This window comes from Streptosporangium sp. NPDC048047 (genome assembly GCF_040653115.1).
GTDB lineage: Bacteria > Actinomycetota > Actinomycetes > Streptosporangiales > Streptosporangiaceae > Streptosporangium.
The window spans coordinates 30,452-52,276 of record NZ_JBEZNH010000005.1 but is presented as its reverse complement, the minus strand read 5'-3'; the positions used below and the strand labels follow the sequence as shown (position 1 = coordinate 52,276).

At 74.2% G+C, this 21,825-nt stretch carries 15 protein-coding genes; 3 read left to right on the top strand and 12 right to left on the bottom strand.

Features of this window, described 5'->3' with window-relative positions:
- Positions 1 to 213 precede the first annotated feature (213 nt).
- The 3 genes from rho to thrC all read right to left on the bottom strand — a co-directional run bounded on the left by rho (position 214) and on the right by thrC (position 4,848).
- Positions 214 to 2,319, bottom strand: coding sequence for a transcription termination factor Rho (gene rho, locus AB0D67_RS05955; RefSeq protein ID WP_362930411.1), 2,106 nt, complete (start codon positions 2,317 to 2,319; stop codon positions 214 to 216).
- Positions 2,320 to 2,785: 466 nt separating this feature from the next.
- Entirely contained in the window at positions 2,786 to 3,730 is a 945-nt protein-coding gene (gene thrB / locus AB0D67_RS05950; protein ID WP_362930409.1) for a homoserine kinase, read from the bottom strand.
- Between the two features lie 59 nt (positions 3,731 to 3,789).
- On the bottom strand, positions 3,790 to 4,848 hold the full coding sequence (gene thrC, locus AB0D67_RS05945; protein WP_362930407.1) for a threonine synthase: 1,059 nt from the start codon (positions 4,846 to 4,848) through the stop codon (positions 3,790 to 3,792).
- Positions 4,849 to 5,059: 211 nt separating this feature from the next.
- On the opposite strand from thrC, the gene AB0D67_RS05940 reads away from it, so the two are divergent.
- A complete protein-coding gene (locus AB0D67_RS05940) occupies positions 5,060 to 6,694 on the top strand; it encodes a glycosyltransferase (RefSeq protein ID WP_362930405.1) in 1,635 nt (544 codons plus the stop codon).
- Positions 6,695 to 6,799: 105 nt separating this feature from the next.
- On the opposite strand, the gene AB0D67_RS05935 is transcribed toward AB0D67_RS05940, so the two are convergent.
- Positions 6,800 to 8,128 carry an MFS transporter gene (locus AB0D67_RS05935; protein ID WP_362930403.1) on the bottom strand — a complete coding sequence of 443 codons (1,329 nt, stop codon included), beginning with the start codon at positions 8,126 to 8,128 and terminating at the stop codon, positions 6,800 to 6,802.
- A 94-nt stretch (positions 8,129 to 8,222) separates the two neighbouring features.
- Between AB0D67_RS05935 and AB0D67_RS05930 the strand changes: the two genes are divergently transcribed.
- Positions 8,223 to 9,020: an SAM-dependent methyltransferase gene (locus AB0D67_RS05930; RefSeq protein WP_362930401.1), complete on the top strand. Its 798-nt coding sequence runs from the start codon at positions 8,223 to 8,225 to the stop codon at positions 9,018 to 9,020.
- On the opposite strand, the gene AB0D67_RS05925 is transcribed toward AB0D67_RS05930, so the two are convergent.
- The 8 genes from AB0D67_RS05925 to AB0D67_RS05890 form a co-directional block, all read right to left on the bottom strand.
- Positions 9,004 to 10,872: a glycosyltransferase gene (locus AB0D67_RS05925; RefSeq protein ID WP_362930399.1), complete on the bottom strand. Its 1,869-nt coding sequence runs from the start codon at positions 10,870 to 10,872 to the stop codon at positions 9,004 to 9,006. The two genes, AB0D67_RS05930 and AB0D67_RS05925, sit on opposite strands and share 17 nt — an antisense overlap.
- On the bottom strand, positions 10,869 to 12,167 hold the full coding sequence (locus tag AB0D67_RS05920) for a glycosyltransferase (RefSeq protein ID WP_362930397.1): 1,299 nt from the start codon (positions 12,165 to 12,167) through the stop codon (positions 10,869 to 10,871). The genes AB0D67_RS05925 and AB0D67_RS05920 overlap by 4 nt, the downstream gene beginning before the upstream one ends.
- A gap of 122 nt (positions 12,168 to 12,289) precedes the next feature.
- Complete coding sequence (locus tag AB0D67_RS05915) at positions 12,290 to 13,279, bottom strand: polysaccharide deacetylase family protein (RefSeq protein WP_362930395.1); 990 nt, start codon at positions 13,277 to 13,279, stop codon at positions 12,290 to 12,292.
- 83 nt (positions 13,280 to 13,362) lie between these two features.
- Positions 13,363 to 14,655, bottom strand: coding sequence for a homoserine dehydrogenase (locus AB0D67_RS05910; RefSeq protein WP_362930393.1), 1,293 nt, complete (start codon positions 14,653 to 14,655; stop codon positions 13,363 to 13,365).
- Positions 14,656 to 14,689: 34 nt separating this feature from the next.
- The gene (gene lysA / locus AB0D67_RS05905; RefSeq protein WP_362930391.1) at positions 14,690 to 16,072 is read right to left on the bottom strand and encodes a diaminopimelate decarboxylase; all 1,383 of its coding nucleotides are present in this window, start codon (positions 16,070 to 16,072) and stop codon (positions 14,690 to 14,692) included.
- Between the two features lie 236 nt (positions 16,073 to 16,308).
- Positions 16,309 to 17,127 carry a neutral zinc metallopeptidase gene (locus AB0D67_RS05900; protein ID WP_362930389.1) on the bottom strand — a complete coding sequence of 273 codons (819 nt, stop codon included), beginning with the start codon at positions 17,125 to 17,127 and terminating at the stop codon, positions 16,309 to 16,311.
- Positions 17,128 to 17,186: 59 nt separating this feature from the next.
- A complete protein-coding gene (locus AB0D67_RS05895) occupies positions 17,187 to 17,846 on the bottom strand; it encodes a DALR anticodon-binding domain-containing protein (protein WP_362930387.1) in 660 nt (219 codons plus the stop codon).
- Positions 17,847 to 17,972: 126 nt separating this feature from the next.
- Complete coding sequence (locus tag AB0D67_RS05890; protein WP_362930386.1) at positions 17,973 to 19,955, bottom strand: glycosyltransferase; 1,983 nt, start codon at positions 19,953 to 19,955, stop codon at positions 17,973 to 17,975.
- A gap of 70 nt (positions 19,956 to 20,025) precedes the next feature.
- Here AB0D67_RS05890 and AB0D67_RS05885 point away from each other — a divergent pair, with 70 nt between their 5' ends.
- A complete protein-coding gene (locus AB0D67_RS05885; protein WP_362930384.1) occupies positions 20,026 to 21,693 on the top strand; it encodes an asparagine synthetase B family protein in 1,668 nt (555 codons plus the stop codon).
- Positions 21,694 to 21,825: the final 132 nt, after the last annotated feature.

Genomic DNA, 21,825 nt, shown 5'->3' with positions numbered 1-21,825 from the left:
GCGGTCCGCGCCCGGATCCGTCTCTTTTCGGCCCCTCCGGAGGATGCGGCGGCGCACCCGGACACGGCGGAACGGAGAGTACGGGCGCCCTCACGCCATGGATACACGCCGGGCCGCGGGCGCACAAGGGGCAACGGCCGCCACGGCCCCGGAAACGGCGAACGCCCCGGCCACGGGGCCGGGGCGTTCGCCGTAAGACGGTGCGGACGGTGATCAGTCGCGGTCGGAGTTGACCGTCGTCTTCTGCACCTGGAGGAGGAACTCCGCGTTGGACTTGGTCTCCTTCATCTTCTCCAGGAGCAGCTCAAGGGCCTGCTGCATGTCCAGGGCGTGCAGCACGCGCCGCAGCTTCCAGGTGATCTGCAGCTCGTCCCGCGACATGAGGATCTCCTCCTTGCGGGTGCCGGACGCGTCGACGTCCACCGCGGGGAAGATCCGCTTGTCGGCGAGCGAACGGTTGAGCTTGAGCTCCAGGTTTCCGGTGCCCTTGAACTCCTCGAAGATGACCTCGTCCATCTTGGAGCCGGTCTCGACCAGCGCCGTGGCGAGGATCGTCAGCGAGCCGCCGTTCTCGATGTTGCGGGCGGCGCCGAAGAAGCGCTTCGGCGGGTAGAGCGCGGTCGAGTCGACACCACCGGACAGGATGCGGCCGCTGGCGGGTGCCGCGAGGTTGTACGCGCGGCCCAGGCGGGTGATCGAGTCGAGCAGGACGACCACGTCGTGGCCCAGCTCCACCAGGCGCTTGGCCCGCTCGATGGCGAGCTCGGCGACGGTGGTGTGGTCCTCGGCGGGGCGGTCGAAGGTCGAGTGGATGACCTCGCCCTTCACCGACCGCTGCATGTCGGTGACCTCTTCCGGACGCTCGTCGACGAGGACGACCATCAGGTGGCACTCGGGGTTGTTCCGGGTGATCGCGTTGGCGATCGCCTGCAGCACCATCGTCTTGCCCGCCTTGGGCGGGGAGACGATGAGACCGCGCTGGCCCTTGCCGATCGGGGCCACCAGGTCGATGATCCGGGTGGTCAGGACGTTCGGCTCGGTCTCCAGGCGCAGGCGCTCCTGCGGGTAGAGCGGGACCAGCTTGTTGAAGTCGGGGCGCTGGCGCGCCTGCTCCGGGTCCATGCCGTTGACGGTGTCGAGGCGGACCAGGGCGTTGAACTTCTCGCGGCGCTCGCCGTCGCGCGGCTGGCGGACGGCGCCGGTGATGACGTCGCCCTTGCGCAGGCCGTTGCGGCGGATCTGGGCCAGGGAGACGTAGACGTCGTTGGAGCCGGGGAGGTAACCGCTGGTGCGCACGAACGCGTAGTTGTCGAGGATGTCGAGGATGCCGGCGATCGGGATGAGGACGTCGTCCTCGCTCACGACCGGCTCGTTGCTGTCGAAGCGGTCGCGGCCGCGACGGTTGCGCTCCCGGAACCGGCCGCGGCGGCCGCGGCGGTCGTCGTCGTCGCCGTGCTGGTCCTGACGGTCCTGACGGTCCTGGCGGTCCTGTACGCCGCGGTTCTGGCCGCCCCTGTCGCCGCGGTCGCCCCGGCTGTCACGATCTCCCCTGCCGTCACGGTCGGTCCGGCCGTCACGGTCGGTCCGGCCGTCGCGGTCACGGCCCTGGGCCTGGCCGTCGCGGCCCTGGCCGTCGCGGCCCTGGCCGCCGTCGGTGGTCCGCTGGTCACCGCGGCTCTCGCCACGCTCACCGCGGTCGCCACGCTCGCCGCGCTCACGGCGGCTCTCGCCACGCTCACCGCGGCTGCGGCGCTCGCGGCGGCTCTCCCCGCGCTCGGCGCGGCCCTCGGCGGCCTGGCCTTCGTTCGTCTGCTGCTCCACGACGGGAGCGGCCGCGGCCACGGGCTCGGGAGCCGTCTTCTCGGCGGCGGGTGTCGCCGGCACCACCGGGGCCACCGGGGCCACCGGGGCCACCGGGGCCGTGGTGGACGCGGGAGCGGCGGTGGGCGCGGGGGCCGCGGGCGCCGTCTCGGCCGCGGCGGCGCGGGAACGTTCCCTGCGGCTGCGGGCGGGGCGCTCGGCGGGCGACTCGGTCGTGACGACCGGAGCCGCGGGGGCCTCGGCAGCGCTGGTGGAGGCGGGGGTGCTCTCGGCGGAGACGCCCTGCTTCTCCTGGATGGCCGCGATGAGCTGGCTCTTGCGCATCCGCCCGGTCCCGCTGATGCCGAGACCGGACGCCATGGCCTGCAGCTCAGGCAGCACCATGGCGGACAGGCCGGTGCCGGAGCGACGGCGCGGCTTGGCCGCGGGGCGGGTGGGGGTGTCACCGGCCGCCGGGGTGCCGGTGGCGTCGGAGAGGAGTTCGGTGGTGTCGCTCACTAAATGGGTCCTTCCCAGGGGTCGGGCGTGGCCATGATCAGCCAATCGTCCCGGTGGTGCGATCGACCCGGAGGGACAGACCGGGTCGGGTTGCACGTCGCGATCCTCGGCGGCCGGTGAAGGCCGCCGCCACTGTCGGGGAAGGGCACATCCTTGCCGTCACCATCGAGATTCGCCGACGGTGGGGCTTGGAGGACACCCCCCGGATCGCTACCGGCAACCAGATGTCGAGGTAATTCGAACGAGCATGTCTCCTCAAACGCCGCCTCGCGTTGCCCCATCCGAATATGGAGCATTCGGAGGCGACGGATTCGGGGAGGCCACTGCGGCGCTCACGCCTCACAAGGTGAGTCGTGGTGCAGCGATGTGTGACTGACAAGCACGCACCCAACAAGGGGACACCTGGTGCGGCTACCAGCCTAACATCACCAGCGCACACAGCTATTCCCTGAAGGTCGAAGAGGCATCAGCGTGTCTCGGCAGAGACCACGCCGGCACCGTGGGTTTCGACATCCAGTGACTGGATGTGCCAATCATTACCCACTTCCGGTGCGATCAAATCCTGCGTATCCCCCGTGGAAAACGCAAGGATCGTGGGACCGGCCCCCGAGACGACCGCGGGGACGCCGAGCCCGCGCAGACGTTGTACCAGATCCGCTGTCAGGGGCATCGCAGGCGCGCGGTAACCCTGGTGCAGGCGGTCCTCGGTGGCGGCCAGCAGAAGCCCGCGCTCCGGTCTGGCGGTCAGAGCCGCCACCAGCAGGGCGGTCCGGGCGGCGTTCGCGGCGGCGTCGGCGTGCGGCACCTGTGCGGGAAGCAGACCCCGGGCGACCTCGGTGGACAGCCGGTGCCCCGGAACGAGGACCATGGGCCGGACATCGGGGTGGACGGTCAGTTTCACCATACGCGGAACTCCGGACTGTTCCGTCCACGCGACGGTCAGCCCTCCGGCCAGGCAGGGCGCCACGTTGTCGGGGTGCCCCTCGATCTCGGTCGCCAGGATCAGCAGGGCGTCCTCCGACGGCGCGTCCCCGCCGCCGTCCGGGGAGGCGGGGAAGGCCAGGGCACGCGCCGCCACGATGCCGGCGCAGATCGCCGCGGAGGAGGAACCGAGGCCGCGCCCGTGCGGGATGCGGTTACGGCAGACCATCCGGACCGCGTCCGGCTGCTTGGCGCCGAAGAGGTCGAAGGCCGCGCGCATCGACCTGACGACCAGGTGGTCCTCACCCGCGCCGACCTGCCCGGCGCCCTCGCCGGTGACCTCGACGCTCAGCCCGCCCGTCGCCCCGATCTCGACCTCGACCTCGTCGTGCAGGGCGAGCGCCAGCCCGAGCGAGTCGAATCCGGGGCCCAGGTTGGCGCTCGTCGCGGGAACCCTGACGACGGCCTTCCCGCGGGGAACAGTGATCATTGGTCTCCTCGTGTGGCGGCCCGGACCCGCTCACGGACGACCCACGCCGGCGTCACGTGTCAGGCGAGTTCCAGGGCTGTGGCTGCGGCGTGGGCGTCGATCGGGATCGTGACGGGGGCGGGCGCGCCGGAGATGGCCCAGTCGGGGTCCTTCAGGCCGTTTCCGGTCACCGTGCAGACGACGCGCTGCCCCGGGGCGACGAGTCCCCGCTCGTGGGCCTGGAGGAGGCCCGCCACGCTGGCGGCCGAGGCCAGCTCGACGAACACGCCCTCCTCCTGGGCCAGGAGCTTGTAGGCGGCGGCGATCCGCCGATCGGTGACGGCGTCGATGAGGCCGCCGGACTCGTCGCGGGCCGCCTCGGCGAGGTGCCAGGAGGCGGGGTTGCCGATGCGGATCGCGGTGGCGATGGTGTGCGGGTGGGAGACCGGCGCGCCGTTGACGATCGGCGCGGCCCCGCTGGCCTGGAAGCCGAACATGCGCGGCGTACGGGTCGCGACGCCGTCGGCGGCGTACTCGGTGTAGCCCATCCAGTAGGCGGAGATGTTGCCGGCGTTGCCCACCGGGATGCAGTGGATGTCGGGCGCGTCGCCCAGGGCGTCCACGATCTCGAAGGCGGCGGTCTTCTGCCCCTGGAGCCGGAACGGGTTCACCGAGTTGACCAGCGCGATCGGGTAGCTCTCCGAGAGCTTCCTGGTCATCTCCAGGCAGTCGTCGAAGGAGCCCTCGACCTGGAGCAGCCTGGCCCCGTGGACCAGCGCCTGGGCCAGCTTGCCCATCGCGATCTTCCCGCGCGGCACCAGCACGGCGCAGGTCAGGCCCGCGCGTACGGCGTAGGCCGCGGCGGAGGCGCTGGTGTTGCCGGTGGAGGCGCAGATGACGGCCTTGGCTCCGGCCTCGACGGCCTTGCTGATGGCCATGGTCATGCCGCGGTCCTTGAAACTGCCGGTCGGGTTCGCGCCCTCGACCTTCAGGTGGACGTCGCAGCCGGTCAGCGCCGACAGCCGGGGGGCGGGGATGAGCGGCGTGCCGCCCTCCAGAAGCGTGACGACGGGCGTCGCAGCGGTCACCGGAAGCCGGTCACGGTACTCCTCGATCAGGCCACGCCACGCCCTGGTCATGATTGCTCCTCTCGCGCGTGGCGACACCACGCGCGCTACCTGCGGTGTTGGCACGAGTCTACGGGCAACCGCCCGCGCGGCGGGATTCACTGTCCACCAGATGGGACGAATTCGTCCGATCCCGGCGGCTCCGTACAGGAAACGCTCAGGCTGCCCGGGTAGGGTCGGCGCGAACTTGACAAGCGGCGACGCAGACAAGGGGCATTCTCGGATGACGGATGGAGCAGCGGCCGGGCCGCCACCGATCCGGCACAACGACCACTCTCCCCTGGCCCCGCCCGCGCTCGGCTCGTGGGAGCCGTCCCTGCCGGTCAGCGTGGTCATCCCGGCCCGCGGCGGCCAGCACCGCCTGGACCTCGCCCTGGCCGCCCTGGCCGCGCAGAGCTACCCCGCCCACCTCATGGAGGTGATCGTGGTGGACGACGGCAGCGACCCCCCGCTGCGGTTGCCGGAGCTCGTGCCGCCGGGCGCCAGGATCGAGCGGGCCGCCCCCGGCGGCTGGGGCATCGCGCACGCGGTCAACACCGGTGCCGCCCGCGCCGGAGGCGAGATCGTCCAGCGCCTCGACTCCGACATGGTCGTCTGCCGCGAGCACATCGAGGCGCTGGCGCGCTGGCACCACCTGGCCGGATACGTCGTCGCCATCGGTGCGAAGCGGTTCGTGGAGGAGCCCGTCCTGTCCCCCGGCGAGGTGCACGACGCCGTGCGGGCCGGCTCGCTCGGGGAGGTCTTCGACCTGTCGGCGGCGCAGGCCAGCTCCACCGAGCAGACGATCGCCCGCACGAACGGCCTGCGGACCAGCCGCAACCCCTACCACGTGTGCACCGGTCCCACGGTGTCGCTGCGGCGGGAGGTCTTCCACGCCGTCGGCGGGTTCGATCCGGCGGTCCTGCGCGGCGAGGACACCGAGTTCGCCTACCGGCTCGCCGCGCACGGCGTGGTGTTCGTGCCCGACATGGAGGCGCAGGCGGTGCACCTGGGCATCCCCGCGCAGCGCCTCGACCGCGAACGGGCGGTCCGCACGGTCGCGCCCTACCTCGCCCAGCGCGTGCCGCTCCGCCGCGACCTGCGCAAGGACCCGGGCCGCCAGTGGCTGGTGCCGTACGTGGAGATCGTGTACCGCCTCGGAGAGGACCCGGACCCCGGGCGGGTCCGGGCGGCGGTGGGCGCGGCGCTGTCCGGGTCGCTGCCCGACGTGGCGGTCACCCTGGTCGCTCCCTGGTCGAAGCTGTCGGAGGATCGGCCGGGGCCGGACGACCCCCTCTTCGAACTGCGGCTGCTGCGCGAGCACTTCGCCCACGACCGGCGGATACGGCTGGCCGACGAGGTCTCCGCGACGCCCGCGCCGATCCCGTTCCGCTACACGGGCCCGCTCTCGGCGCCGCCCGTCCGCGACTCGCTGGAGCGGATGATCGCCGCGATGCAGGACGACCGGTCCGGCATGCTCGTGGCGGACCTCGGCGAGGACGGCCCGGCGACGCTGGTGCGGACCGAGGCCCTGGGCCGGGCGCTGCTGCTGGGCGCCGCCGACGTCACCGCCTCGATCGAGGCGACCCACGGCGTACGGCACGGCGTGCGGGCGGACTTCTGGCCCTCGAAGGCTCGGAGGACGCAGAAGGCGGCACAGACGGCGCAGACGACACGGACGGACGAAGCGGAGAAAGCAACGCGGGCGGAGAAGACGGCCCAGGCCGCCCGGCCCGAGAAGGCGGCGAAGGCGGCGGAGGCGCCGAAGCCGGCGGCCTCCGGCGCGCGGCCGTCCGCTCGTGTCCCCGGACGGGCGGCGTCCGCGGCGGCCCGGCGGAACTGGCGCTCCGTGCTGCGCTCGACCCTGCGCCCCGACTGACCCGCCCGGCGCACCCACCCGCCGGCACGTCCCTCCGGCGACCGGTCCGCCGACGACCTACGGCTGACAGCCGGCTGACGGACGGACGGGCGACGGCGGGCCGGATCAGCGGGCGGCGGCGGGCACGTCCTCAAGCCCGGCGGACGGCGCCCCGAGGCGCCGCCGTACGACCAGGCCGAAGGCGACGACGAGCAGGCCGCACACCCCCGAGATCACGAACGGCGCGGCGGGCCGCCAGGAGTCGTACAGCGCGCCGCCGAGCGAGGAGACCACCAGGATGCCCACGGCCCCGCAGAGCGTCTGCACGCCGTAGGCCGATCCGCGCACGGCGGCCGGGACCCGCTCGGCCAGGAGCGGGCCCGCGGTGGTGATGGCGGCGATCTCCCCCAGCCCGACGAGCACCGCCACCGGCATCATCCCGGCCCCCAGCGGGTCGTCGACCAGCAGCGTGGACAGGTAGGAGACGGCCGCGACCGCCTGGGCGAGGATGAGCACGTCCTGGCGGCGCATCCGGTCGCCCAGCCAGCCGAACAGCGGCGCCCCGAGCATGGCGACGGTCTGCGCGACGCCGACCACCGCCCCGGCGCGGGCCAGCGCCTCGGCGGCCGACATGCCGTGCTCCCTCGTGGCGTAGTCGGTGATCCACAGCGACAGGAAGCCGGCGACCACCGCGAGGTCGGCGCGGGCGACGAACCCCGCCGCGTAGGACAGCGCCACCCCGGGGTCACGGGCCAGCGTCACGCCCTCGCGGACCAGGCGGGTGAGCGGGACGCGCGCGGCGCTCTCGCTGACCCGCGCGGCGGACAGGGTGAACCACATCAGCACGGCGACGCCGAGGACCGCGACGGCGACGAGCAGGAACGACAGGCGGGCGGCGGTGACCGGCTCCGCGCCGCCCTCCTCCAGTGCCTGGGGCAGGCGGACCAGCGCGAGCACCGCGACCATCGCGCCGAGCCCGCTGAACAGGCCGACCAGGCCGTAGGACTTCCCCCGGGAGCGGTCGCGGACGTAGTCGACGGCCAGCGTGGAGAGCATGCCGTTCAGCGCGGCCACGCCCAGGGCGAAGACCACCCGCAGCGCCACCAGCGCCCCGGTGTTCCCGGCGAACGGGAACAGCCCGGCGCCCAGCGCGCACAGCGTGAACCCGATGACCACGATCGGCCGGCGGCCGAACCGGTCGGCCAGCGCCCCGTACCAGGCCAGGCTGGCGATCATCGCGATCTCGGCGGCGGAGCCGAGCAATCCGACGATCTTCCCCGTGTCGTCCCCGGAGACGCCGAGGACGCCCTTCAGCACGTACGGCTGCGCCGCGGGAAGGAAGGAGATCACCATGGTCGAGGTGAACGCCAGGAACAGGAAGGCCCACATGTTGCCGCGGCCGATGCCGTCGGCGAGCTGGAGGCCAAGGACCCGGCGCGGGGAGGAGACGGCCATGCGGCGATCTTGTCAGTTACCGGGGCGCTCCTCCAAGGCCCTCCCACCGATATGATCACGGCATTTCGGAAGAACCTCCCAGGGGGAGCGGCTCGTGACCGACCAGATACCCAAGGGCGTCCGCGTGGACGTTCCCAACGTCGCCCGCATGTACGACTACTACCTGGGCGGCAAGGACAACTTCCCCGCCGACCGGGAGGCCGCGGAGCGGGCCCTGGCCGCGGTCCCGGAGATCCGGCACAGCACCCGGTTCAACCGCGCGTTCCTGGGCCGCGCCGTCGCCTTCTCCGCCGCCTCCGGCATCGACCAGTTCCTCGACCTCGGGGCGGGCCTGCCGACCCGGGACAACGTGCACCAGGTCGCCCGGGACGCCCGGGTCGTCTACGTGGACAACGACCCGACCGTCCTGGTCCACGGCAGGGCGATCCTCGGCAAGGACGACCGGGTGACGATCGCCGAGGGCGACCTGCGCCGCCCCCGCGAGATCCTCTCCGACCCGGACGTGCTGGCCGCGATCGACTTCGACCGGCCGGTCGCGGTCCTGCTGCTGTCGGTCCTGCACTTCGTCCCGGACGCGGAGGACCCGCTGGGCATCATCGCCACGCTGCGCGAGGCCATGGCGCCCGGCAGCCACCTGATCATGTCGCACGTGGCGATCGACGCCCGGCCGCAGGCCGCCGGCGCCGTCACCCAGGCCTACGACCGGGCGTCCGCGCCCTTCGTCGCCCGGACCGGCGAGGAGATCGTCCGCATGTTCGACGGCTTCGACGTGGTGGAGCCGGGCATCGTCAACCTTCCCGAGTGGCGTCCCGAACCGGGCACCGAAGTGCCCTACCGGGGGATCGGCGACTACTTCCTCGGCGGGGTCGGGATCGTCACCGGCGGCGTGTGAGCGCCCGCCTGACCGACGACAGCAGGCCGAGCTGCATCACCTTCCTGGCGGCGGCCAGTTCCTTCCGGGCCGCCGCCAGCTCCTTGCGCAGCCCGCCGACCTCGCGCCGCAGCTCGACGGCGTTCTTGCGCCAGCGGCCCGACTCCTCCCGCCACCGGGCGACCTCGCCGCGGAGCCGTTCGGTCTCCTTGGCGAGGCGGTCGGCCTCCGCGCGCGCCTCGGTACGGGCCCGGTAGGCGCTCCGGCGTCCGGTGATCCGCCGCGGCCCGGCGGCGAACCCGTAGGTCTCGCCGTCCACCCAGATGACCCCGTAGACGTCGTCCACGGCGTCGTCGAGGTCCTCGCCGTCGTCCGCGACGATCGCGGCGCGGGCGAACGCGGCGGTGCGCTCCAGGCGGGCCGTCACCAGCCCCGCGGCCCCGGCGCCCCCCGTGTTCCCGGCACCGGCTGCGGTCCCGGCGGTCCCGGCCCCGTCTGTGTTCCCGGCGTCTCCGGTCTCCTCTGTCTCCCCGGCTGTCTCCCCGGCGGTCCCGGCCTCCTCCGCCAGGAGCACGGAGACCAGGCCGTACTCGCCCTCGACGGCCAGGTCGAGCAGGCGCGCCAGGGTGTCCTCGTCCGGTGTCCAGCCCGCGGGCAGCCGCAGCCGGTACGGCACCGCCGTCACCGATCCCGGCTCCCACTCCCCCTCCCCCGGGTACGGCACGGCCTCCCCGCGACGCGGCGCGGCCTCCTCCCGGTACGGCACGGTCACGCGGGCCGCCCCGGGAGCGGCGAGGGCGAAGCGCACCCGTCCCTCGTGGGCGTAGTGGCCGCGGACGAGTGCCTTCTCCAGGTCCGGGTTCCGCAGTGGCGCGCGGCCCTCGGCGGCGACGCGGTCCCAGGGACCGACGACGGTGACCTCGACGTCGGGGAGGGTGCCGGCGAGGACGGCGTCGACCGTGGCGCGGACCTCGTCGTAGCCCGCCCGCCCACCGGCCTCGACGACCACCTCCAGGTAGGGCACCTTCCACTGCCGCGCCGGGTGGGAGCGCAGCCAGCGATAGGACGGGATCCGGTCGGCCACGAACGCGTGGCTCACCCGGTCGATCGGCGCCTTGCCGCGCATCCGCATGGTGGGGCCGAGATGGAAGGCCCTGGCCAGCGGCTCGGGCACGAAGACCGCGCCCGCCTGGGCGAGCCGGTAGCCCATCTCGGTGTCCTGGCCGAGGATGAGGCCGGTGTCCATCGGTCCGGCCGCCGCGAGCAGCGAGGCGTTCACCGAGGTGGCGCCGCCCACGTGCAGGCTGAACGCGCGGTGCGGGTTGTCGGTGAGACCGCCGGTGCGCTCGATCAGGTCCACCAGCCAGGCGTGCGGCTCGGCGGGCTCGAACAGCTCCGCCAGGTCACCGGCGGCGGCCACCGCCTCCGGCGTGGGCAGCTCGGCGGGGGTGAAGCGCAGGTGGCCGGTCACCACGAGGTACGGCGCCGCGTGGTGCCAGCGCATGTGCGCCTCGATCGACCGGCGGTCGAGGACCACGTCCGAGTCGAGCCAGTGGATCACGTCGCCGGTGGCGGCCGCGAGCCCGGCGTTGCGGGCGTGCGGGCGGCCGGGGACCGGGCAGGTGATCAGCTTCGTGCCCGGCGGCCGGAGCGCGGGCAGGCGCAGTGGCGGGTCGCTGCCGTTGTCCACCACGATGACCTCGGTCAGCCCGGCCGGGTAGCTCTGCCCGGCCAGCCCGGCGAGCACCAGGTCGAGCTTGTCCTGACCGCCGTAGGCGGGCACGACCACGCTGACCCGCAGCGAGGGCGACCAGCCTCCGAGCTCCGGAGGGGTGAGGACGCGGTGGTCGTTGCCGGGGATCCGTGCTGTCATGACGCTTCCAGGAGCAGGCTCGGGCGGAAGCCGCGCCACTGACCGGACGCGACGCGCAGGAAGTGGGCGAGCGGGAGCCGCCAGGTGTGCTGGGCCCGTACCGAGCGCCGGAGCACGTAGCCGAGGCCGTGGGTGCGGTACACGCGCGCCCCGGCGGCGTGGGCGGCCTTGAGGAAGGCCGCGTCCACCCCGCTCGGCAGGGCGGGGAAACCGCCGGTCTCGATGAACCGGTCCCGGGCGAGCAGGATCGTGCCGCCCGCCACGTGGTCGGACCAGATCTCGCCGGTGTAGTCGGTGCGGCGGACGGTGGCGTCCAGCGGCTCCAGATAGAAGAACTCGGCGGCGGTGCCCACGATGTCGGCGCCGGAGTAGGACCGCGCCATGAGCAGGTCGGCCAGGTGCTCGGGCCCGTACCAGTCGTCGTCGTCCCACTTGGCGACGTAGTCGCCGCCGGCCAGCAGGGCGGCCGTGTTGAGAGCCGTCCCGAAGGGGACGTCGGCGGCGGCCTCGACGACCGTCACCGGCACCTCGCAGGCGGCCAGGGCCCGCCGTACCGCCTCGTGCCCGGCCGGGACGCCGTGCAGGGCGAGCAGGACCTCGACCTCCACCCCCCGCTGGCGGGCGATCTGGGCGAGCGCCTGGCCGAGGTGGTGCGGCCGCATGCTGGACATCACGACGCTGACCTTCGGTGTCGTGACCGCCGCCGTCCCGGCCCCGTTCGCGGCCCTGTTCGCGGCGGCCCCCGCCGTCCCGGAGGCCGTGCCGCGCAGTACGTGGCGGCGCAGCCGCACGCTGTGCTCCTCGCGGCGCAACGCGGTCACCGAACGGGGCCCGCCGGGGTCGTCCTCGGGTGTCCAGGCCGCGAGCAGCCGGGCCAGGCCGGGCTCGACCCAGCCCGGCGAGACGGCGGCGTGCAGCGGAACCCCGGCCGCGGCCAGCCCGGCGACCGCGCCGGCCGGGGCGGGTTCGGCGGGCCACCGTACGGCCAGGCCCCGCAGCGGCCGCAGGCGGGCGACCTCCGCGGCGCTCGGGCGCTCGCCGAGCGGCTCGCCGTCGGCGGTCCAGTGCCGGCCGTCCCACACCAGCTCGGCCACGGGGCCGTCGGCGGCGCGTTTGAAACCCTCGGGGGTCGCGGGACCGCTCTCAGCGGAACCGGTCTCCTCGGGACCCGTCTCACCTGGCCCTGTCTCGCCTGGACCTGTCTCGGCGGAGTCCGCCTCGGCGGGACCCGTCTCGGCGGGGTCCGGGGCGGAGGGCTCGGGGACGGCCTGGGAGGGGGAAGGCTGAACGGGCACCAGCGAAGGATAGCGATGACGAAAGGCCATTTTTCACGAAATGTCCCATCCGGCCTGGTCTTCGGCATGGAGACGTCCGCGTCCCCCCTGCCCGAGGCGCGCCGAGAGGTCGGGCAGGCCGCTCATCGTGCGGCGGAGGGCGGCAGCGGACGGTAGCGGGCGCCGACCGCCTCCCCCAGGGGCCGGACGACCGTGCCGTGGGACTTCCGGGTCGCCAGCCAGCCGAGGAAGTCCTCCAGCAGCTTCGGCGACACCGAATAATCGCCGCAGTCCTCGCAGACCCGGTGGAAGACCAGCGGCAGGACCCCGCCGATCTTCTCGGCGTCGAAGACCTGCTGCTTCAGGCGCCGAAGCGGCGTGTCCGGGCCCGCCGAGCCCGCCGTGCGGATCGCGTGCCGGTCCCTGGGGGGCAGGCTCTCCGCCGCCGGGCAGGCCGGGCACGAGAACTCGCGGAGCCCGCCGACGTCGCGGGCGGCGTCGTAGCCGCACCGGCGGGCCGCGGCCTCGGCGCGGGCGTCCACCGAGCCGAAGGGGTAGGCGAGCGTGACGGGCCGGTATCCCCAGGAGACCAGCTTCCGGCGGTCGTCGCAGATCTGGGCGCGCTGCTCGGCGACGGTCAGATCGGGCAGGCGGAGATGCGTCAGCGTGTGGCCGCCGATCTCGTGGCCCGCACGGGCGATCGCGGCGAGCCCGCGGCGGGTCAGCTTCCGCTCGTGCCCGACGGTGCCGGTGTTGACGTAGAAGGTGCCGCGCATGCCGTGCCGCTCCAGCATGCGGGCGACGGCCGGGTGGGTGGCGTCGCCGTCGTCGAAGGTGAGCGAGACGATCGCCTTGGCCCGTTTCGGCGCCCGGCCTCCGGCCGTCCCCGCCGCCCGGCCTCCGGCGGCCTCCGCTCCGATCCCTCCGGCCGTACCGATCCCTCCCGCCGTACGGTGCCCGGCGGCCCCGGGGCCCTCCCGTCCGTCCGCCCGGGCCGCCGCACCCGGGAACGCCACCGGAAGGGCCGTCAGGAACGCCGTGAGAAGCACCGCCAGGACGGCCGTCGCAGGCGGCCGTGTCCGGCGGGCGGTCTTGTCGGCGGGCACGGCCCTGCGGGCGGCGGAGGGAGTCATACGCACCACGGTACAAGCCGGTGATCACCGGCACACGCGGGGTCACCGAACCGTCCCGGCGGAATCGCCGGGACGGCTCCGGGTCAGGCGATGTCCTCGCCCTCGACGCGCATGACGCTCACCACGTCGCGGACGATGTCCATCTCGCGCAGCCCCTGGATGGTGGCCGAGAGGGCGGCGTCGTCGGCGCGGTGGGTGACGAGGACGAGCTGGGCGTCGTCGCCGTGCCCCTCCTGGCGAACGGTCTGGATGGAGACGTCCTGTTTGGCGAACATGTCGGCGACCCGGGCGAGCACGCCCGGCTTGTCGGCGACGTCCAGGGAGACGTGGTATCTCGTGACGGTCTCGCCCATGGGGTGCACCGCCAGGTCGGCGTAGGTGGACTCCTCGGGACCGCGGGTGCCGGCCAGGCGGTTGCGCGCCACGGCCACGATGTCGCCCAGCACGGCGCTCGCCGTCGGGGCACCGCCGGCGCCCGCACCGTAGAACATGAGCCGGCCGGCGGACTCCGCCTCCACGAAGACCGCGTTGTACGCCTCGCGGACCCCGGCCAGCGGGTGCGACCTGGGGATCATGGCGGGGTGGACCCGCACGCCGAAGGAGCGGCCGTCGTCGGAGCGGGCGCAGATCGCCAGCAGCTTGATGACGTATCCCATGGCCCTGGCGCCGGCCACGTCGGCCGCGGTGATCTCGGTGATGCCCTCGCGGTGGACGTCGGCGGCCGTCACGCGGCTGTGGAAGGCGATCTTCGCGAGGATCGCGGCCTTGGCGGCGGCGTCGAAGCCCTCCACGTCGGCGGTGGGGTCGGCCTCGGCGTACCCCAGGGCCTGGGCCTCCTCCAGCGCGTCGGAGAACGACGCCCCGGTGGAGTCCATCTTGTCGAGGATGTAGTTGGTGGTGCCGTTGACGATGCCCATCACCCGGTGGACGCGGTCGCCCGCCAGCGACTCGCGCAGCGGGCGGACCAGCGGGATGGCCCCGGCGACGGCCGCCTCGAAGTAGAGGTCGGCGCCGTTGGCCCGCGCCGCGGCGTGGACGGTCGCGCCGTCCTCGGCGAGCAGCGCCTTGTTGGCCGTGACGACCGACCTGCCGCCTTTCAGGGCCGACAGGATGAGGGACCTGGCCGGCTCGATGCCGCCGATCACCTCGACGACGATGTCGACGTCGTCCCGGGCGGCCAGCGCCTCGGCGTCGGTGGTCAGCAGGGCGGGGTCGACCTCGATGTCCCGCCTGCGGCCGAGCCGCCGCACGGCCACCCCGGCGAGTTCGAGCGGGGCCCCGATGCGCGCGGCGAGGTCGTCCGCCTGCTCGTGCATCAACCGGATCACCTGGGAGCCGACGACGCCGCACCCGAGGAGGGCGACTTTCAGAGCCATGCGCCCGCACCACCCTTCTCGCTCACGGCCGCCCTCACAGCTGGCCCCTCAGCAGGTCTTCCTCGGTCTCCCGGCGGACGATCACCCGGGACTCCCCGCCCCTGACCGCCACCACGGCGGGCTTGGGGAGGTAGTTGTAGTTGTTGGCCAGCGACCGGCAGTAGGCGCCGGTGCCGGCCACCGCGACCAGGTCGCCGGTGGCGAGGTCGGCCGGCAGCCACAGGTCGCGGATCACCATGTCGCCGCTCTCGCAGTGCTTGCCCACCAGGCGCGAGAGCATCGGCTCCGCGTCGCTCTCCCTGGAGGCCAGGCGCGCGGTGTACTCGGCACCGTACAGGGCCGTGCGGATGTTGTCGCTCATGCCGCCGTCGACGCTGACGTAGGTGCGCAGTCCCTCGACGTCCTTGATCGTGCCGACCTCGTAGAGCGTGACGCCCGCGCGGCCGGCGATGCCGCGGCCCGGCTCGACGGTCAGCCGGGGCACCGGCAGACCGGCGGACTCGGCCACCCTGGCGACGATCTCCCGCAGGCCGTCGGCGATCACCTTGACGTCGGGCGCGGTGTCGCCCTCGACGTAGGGGATGCCGTAGCCGCCGCCGAGGTCGAGCTCGGGCAGGACGACGCCGTGCTCCTCCTTGATCTGCACCAGGAGCGTGGCCAGCCGCCGCGCGGCGACCTCGAACCCGGCCGTGTCGGTGATCTGGGAGCCGATGTGGGAGTGCAGGCCGACGAGCTCCAGCTGGGGCAGGGCCAGGACGCGGCGGGCCGCCTCGGCCGCGGCGCCGCTGCTGAGGGAGAAGCCGAACTTCTGGTCGTCGTGGGCGGTGGCGATGAACTCGTGGGTGTGCGCCTCGACGCCCACGGTGACGCGGATCATCACCCGGGGGCGCGTGCCGTGCCTGTCGGCGAGGAAGCCCAGGCGGGCGATCTCCTCGAAGGAGTCGGCCACGATGTGCCCGACGCCGGCCTCGACGGCCCGCTCCAGCTCGGCGAGCGACTTGTTGTTGCCGTGCATCGTGATCCGCTCGGGCGGGAAGCCGACGCTCAGCGCGACGGCCAGCTCGCCGGCGCTGCACACGTCGAGGCCCAGCCCCTCCTGCATGATCCAGCGGGCCGTCTCGCGGCACAGGAACGCCTTGCCGGCGTAGTGTACGTCGCCGCCGGCGAACGCCTCGCGGTAGTCGCGGCACCGGGAGCGGAAGTCCTCCTCGTCCACCACGTAGAGAGGGGTGCCGTGCTCGGCGACCAGGTCCCTGACGTCGGCGCCGCCGATCGTGACGGCGCCGCCGTCACGACCGGCCGTTCGCGGCCAGATCTGGGGATCGAGTCCGTTGAGGTCGGCGGGCGCGTGCGGAGGGCGCTCCTCGGGCAGCACCTCGGCGTGCCGGTCACCGGCGGGATGGGCGAATCGACTCACCCGATCGAGGCTATCGGACCCGGCGGCGCCGATGAGACGGATGACCACCTGTCGAGACGCCGCCCTCCCCAATGGCATGAATTTTTCACGTGTTTCACACCCGGGGCGCGATATTTTTACGTTTCTCCCCGCTTTCGCCGTCAGGACATCCGTGCCCCGGCCCCGCCGCGCGGAGGGACCGCACCCGGGAGACCGTGCCCGAAGGACCGCGCCGCCGCCCCGTCGCCGGGAGTCCGTCAGGACACCTGTTTCGCCGGGACGCCCCAGGTGTTGCACGCCCCCACCGTGCCGGTGCGCTGCCCCCGGGCGATCCACGCGGCGCTGCTGGCGCCCGAGCCGTGCGACTGGCGGTAGCTCGCCGCCGGGCCGTCCGCGTCGCCGGCGTCGGCGGCGGCCAGCCGGCGCTGGTCGCGCAGCAGGCGCGGGCCGACGACCCGCAGCGCCGCCGCGGCCAGGCAGTCGGCCTGCAGTTCGAGCCGCCGCGACCACGCCTCGTCGAAGGTCTCCGAGCCCCGCCGGTCGGCGATCCCGCTGACCTCCTGGACGTGGTGGGCGTACTCGTGGGCGAGGGTGAACATCATCGGGGCCGTCCGGCCGTCGCCGCCCTGGACCAGCACGTTGACCACGCGGTCCCTCGGGCAGTAGATCCCGGCCCAGTCGTGGTCCTCCTTGCCGCACGCGGCGTCCGCGGGGACGCGGACCAGTCGCAGCTCGGAGGGGGGCGTGTACTCGACGCCGGCCTCGGCGAGCGACGCCGCCCACATCCGGTCCAGACAGCGGGCCAGGGCGCGCAGGGTCACGCCCGCCCGGGCGTCGAGGTCGCGGGGCAGCCCGGCGCAGCGTCCGCCGACCGGCCGGGTCGCGGCGTAGAGGCGGTGGGTGGCGGCGGCCGACCGGGGCGAGCCGGGCGCGGTCCCGATGAGGCTCCGGAGGTCGCCGCGGAGGTAGACCGTCCCGCCCGCGATGACCGCGAAGGCCAGCGCGATCGGCAGGACGCGCCGGATCACCCCTGGCCTGCGAGGCTCCCCGGGCGACCAGTCCCGCGGACCGCTCATCGACCCCTCCCGTCCGTTCGCTCCGTAAAGGTTCCCCACGGACTGTCCGTGAGGGTTTATCACAGGCGGCTCGGCGCTGTCTCGCCGAGTGCGGCCAGCCCTTCGGCCAGCACGTCCCGTACGGCGCGGGCCAGCCGTACCCGGGCGGCGTGCAGCGGCGAGGGCGGCTCGTCGCCCGAGGGCAGGGCGGGGGCGCGCTCGAACGCGTCGTGGTAGGCCAGGGCGAGCTGCTCGGTGTAGGCGGCCCAGCCGGGGTCCCGGCTCACCCGCCTGCCGGGCAGCTCGGCGAGCGACCTGAGCACAGAACGGTCCGGGCGGCCGGTGAGCAGCTCGGGCCGGAAGTCCCCGGCCACGCCCAGCTCCGCGGCCCATCGCTGCACGGCCACCGCCCGCACGTGGGCGTACCGTACGGCGAAGCCCGGGTTGGCCCAGGTCCGCGGGAGGTCCGGCCAGGGGGGCGGACCGGCCGCGGGGGCCCCCGGGGCCGGGCCGATCTCGGCGACCAGCTCCCCCGGCACGGCGACCTCGATCTCCAGGAACCCGCCGGGCCGTACCCGCACGGCCGCGATCCCGGGCAGCGCGCGCAGCCGCGCCGCCATCGCCTCCGGGTCCTCGCCGCGCCGCAGCGCGGCCGGGGAGACGTACGTCGCCGCCTCGGCCCAGGTGCCGCACGGGATCGGCGGCAGGCCCAGGACCTCCGCGAGCCCGCCGGGCGTCACGGCCGGCCGCCGGGGGTCGCGCCCCCGGGCGGCGTCGCACCGGGGAACGAGCCGGTGAGCGGCGCCATGGCGATGAGAGGCGTCATGCCGGTGAACGCGCCGGTGAGCGGTGCCACGCCGCGCAGTCTAGACGAGCGCGTGCGGCTCGGGCGGGCCGTAGTCGACGAGCCGGGCCGCGCCGAGGAGCCAGCGGTCACGGTCGCGCACGCACACGTAGCCGTAGCGGTCGGCGGAGAAGACCTTGATCCCGTCGGCCCGGCACTGGCGCATCAGCACCTCGTCCCAGCCCTCGGAGACGTCGGCGAAGCCGATGCCGCGCAGGACGGCGCGGCGGGCCAGCAGCGTCGCCCCGGAGACCTCCGGCAGATAGGAGTACTCGGCCGCCGGCTGGCGCAGCACCGTCGCGGCGACGTCGCGCATGTGGGCGAAGTAGGCCGCCTTGCCGACGATGTCGGCGGTGGTGAACAGGAAGGGGCGGGCGAGGTCGGTCAGGTAGTGCTCGCCGTAGAGGTCGCGGCCGTCCATGACGGCGACCAGGTCGCCCTCGCACAGGTCCAGGGCGCGGTTCAGCATGCCGCCGAGGGTCGTCCCGGACTCGGCGCGGCGGGCCGTGACGTCCACCCGGTCGGGCATCGCGGCGCGGGCCCGCTCGGCCGCGTCGGCGGCGTCCGACAGCACGACGAGCTGGACGACGCCCTTCTGCGGCGCGACCTGGGCGAGGGCGTGGTCGAGGTCGCCCCGGTCGATCAGGATGACCGAGATGTTCAGGGTGGCGCGGGCGCTGGGCAGGCCGATCGCGTCGAGCAGGTCGTCGACCCTGTGGCTCATCGTGCCACCGGCGTAGACCTGGCGGAGCGCCGCGTGGGCCCGGCGGTCGTCGGCGGAGAGGGCGAGGGCGTCCGGCGGGGCGGGCGGCCCGGCCTGCGGCGGCGCCTCGGCCACGGCTCCGGCCGGGTTCACCGGGGTGATCGGGGTGCCGCAGGCGGCCAGTTCGGCCATCCGCCAGGGCTCGGTGCCCGGCGGGCAGTACACGGCCCTGGGCCAGCGGTAGGAGGTGAGGACGTCGGGATACGACAGGTGGGCGGGGAGCAGTTCGGCGAGGGTCAGCACCCGGTCGAAGCGGTCCCCGGCCAGCGGCAGCGGGTTGTGCACCCGGGGCTGGACGGCGAAGGGCAGCAGGCCCAGGGAGGGCGGGCGGCGGCCGGGCTCCGGCTCCCGCGCCGCCAGGGCGGCGCCCCACTCCTTGACGGTGCCGGGCAGCGCCGAGACGACGTGCTCGAACAGGCCCGCGGCGGCGGTGAAGCGGCCGACCTCGCCGTGGGTGTGCCAGAAGACGGTGCGGATGCCCCGCTCGGCGCACCACGCCAGCAGGGCGCGCAGCCCCGGGCCGGCCTCGCGTACCTCGTCGGCCCAGGGGCCCTCGGTGACCGACTCCACCAGCAGCAGGTGCGGGACCTCGGCCGACAGGGCGCGGGTGAAGTCGCCGGGGGTGAACCCGGCGGTCTGGCGCCACTCGTAGCGCAGCAGCGCCTCGGCGTGCGGCTCGGCGACGACGGCCGCGGTCAGATGGGGGCGGGTGTTGGGGCCGGTCGGCACGCGGAAGGGCTTGAGCTTGACCGAGGCGCCGCCGACGATCCGGGTGGAGGTGGTGGCCTGGAACGACGCGCCGGGGACCTGCCGGTCGGTCTTCCTGGTGACCGGGATGGGCTGCCGCTTGGGCGCGGCCGGGCGCTTGGCGGGCTTGGCGGCCCCGCGCAGGCCCCGCGCCAGCCGGACCGGGTTGCTCTTGCCCGTCTTGATCGCGTCGCCGAGCCGGGACCAGCGGGCCACCTGCACCGACGAGAGCTTCCACCTGGCCACCTCGGCCTGGTAGCGCTGCTCGGCCAGGTCGCGGCGGAGCCTCTCCTCGGCCGTCTGCGCCGCGGCGAGGCCCTTCTCGGCCTGCTCCAGGCGTTCGCGCAGCGCGTTCGCCTCTGCCGATGCGCGCTCCGCGTCGGCGATCTTCGCCTGCGCCGCGTCGAGCAGTCTGGCCAGCTCGGCGGCCCGCTCCGCCTGGGCCACGGCGTCCCGCAGCGCCAGCCGTGTGCTCTCGAGTTGATCGCCCGTCACGCCGTCCTCCGATTTCTGAGCCGGGCGAAAGGATACCCTTTACTCAATCGCGACAAAGAGGAGTAGCACGGTGCAGTGGCCGACGTTCAATGTGAGGCCGTACGTCTGCGGCGGCATCGGCCACCTCGACGAGGCCGCGCTGGAGACCCTCCGGCAGGCCGGGCCACGGGTACGGCCCGCGCTGCGCGAGCCGGGAGCGGCGCTGTTCAGCTCCTCGCCGCTGCCGCCGTACCACCGCGGCGAGGGGACGTGGGCGTTCGCCTGGGGTGAGCGCGGGCCGTCGGGACCCGGCCGGACCCGGTCGTGGATCGGGATCGCGGAGGAGTACGAGACGCCCGGCCTGATCGGCGACGGCGAGCGGATCGTGCTGCACGCCGGCGGGCTCGGCCTGGTCGACGTCTACTACCTGGCGCTGGACGGCGTGGTCTACTTCTCCTCCCTGCTGGAGCCCCTGCTGTCGCTGACGCGCGGGCCCCACGAGGTCGACTGGGAGGCCTGGGCCGCGATCATCCAGGTCACCTTCCCGCTCCGCGACGACACCCCCTACACCGGCGTCAAGCGGCTGGCCGGGGCCGGGGCCCTGGTGCTCGACCGGGCAACCGGCCGGATCGCCACCGAGCGGATGCTGCCCCGCTGGCTGCGGGAGGAGCCGTTCGAGGCGGGACGCTCGGCCGGGGAGATCCTGGAGATCCTGCACGAGGTCTACAAGGACTTCGAGGACCGGCCGCTGCTGGTGCCGGTCAGCGGCGGCTACGACTCGCGGCTGCTGTGCTCGGTCGCGGTGTCCCGGGGCGCCGACGTGGAGTCGTGGACGACCAGCCCCGACGACGGCACCGACACCGACATCGCCTTCGCCCGCGCCATCACCCGCGAGCTGGGCGTACGGCACCGCGTGATCCCCCAGGACCCCGCCGCCTACCCCTCCGACGCGCTGGACGTCGCCCGGCGCCTCTCCTTCCTCACCCCGCACCACGCCTGGTACGCCCCCTTCGCCCGCGAGGTCCACCGGGCGGGCCGGACCCTGGTGGACGGCCTGGCCGGCGGACCGCTGCTGAAGAACTTCATGGTCAGCGGGGCCGCGATCACCGCCTCCTCGCAGGCCGAGCGCAAGGCCGCGCTGCTGGGCTCGCTGTCGCTGGGCGCCCCCTCGGTGCCGTTCCTGTCCGAGGCCGCCGACGAGTGGATCGGCTCCGTGGTGCGGACGGCCTTCGACCAGTCGACCTCGATGCTGAACGGCCACCGGGCCGAACTGCCCCTCTCCGTGCTGCACACCCGGACGGCCCGGGGCATCGCCCGCTCCGCGGTCGACCTCGTCGGGCCCGAGGTGTCGTTCGTCGCGCCGTTCATGCACCCGGCCTTCTTCGACGCGGCGCTGTCGGTGGGGGTGGCCAGGAAGGACGGCGGGCGCTTCTACCGGGAGCTGCTGCACGCGGCCGATCCGCGCGTCGCGGCGCTGCCCTCCACCAACGTGGTCAAGCAGCCGCTCCAGCGGGTCCCGCTGCGCTCGGCCGCCGCGCCGGCCAGGGAGTACGGTCACCGCATGCTGGCCCGGGTCGCCTCGACGGTGCCCGAGCTGCTGTCGGAACAGCTCCAGGACGTCGTGGCCGCCGGGCCGGACGCCCTGGCGCGGTTCAACGGGTGGAACGACCGGTTCTGGGTGCGCGGCCTGGTGCTGTTCGGGGCCTGGCTCACCGACAACGAGGAGCGCCTGACCGGCCTCACCCCGCCCTGGGCCTGAGGGGCGCCCTCCGGGGGTTCCGGACCCGTCCGGCTCCCCCCATTCGAAACGGCCGCGCCCCGGAACCCCCGGGACGGCATCGCTGGAAAACCCTTTCCCACCGTCCCCGGCGCGGACCGGCCGGGTGACCGT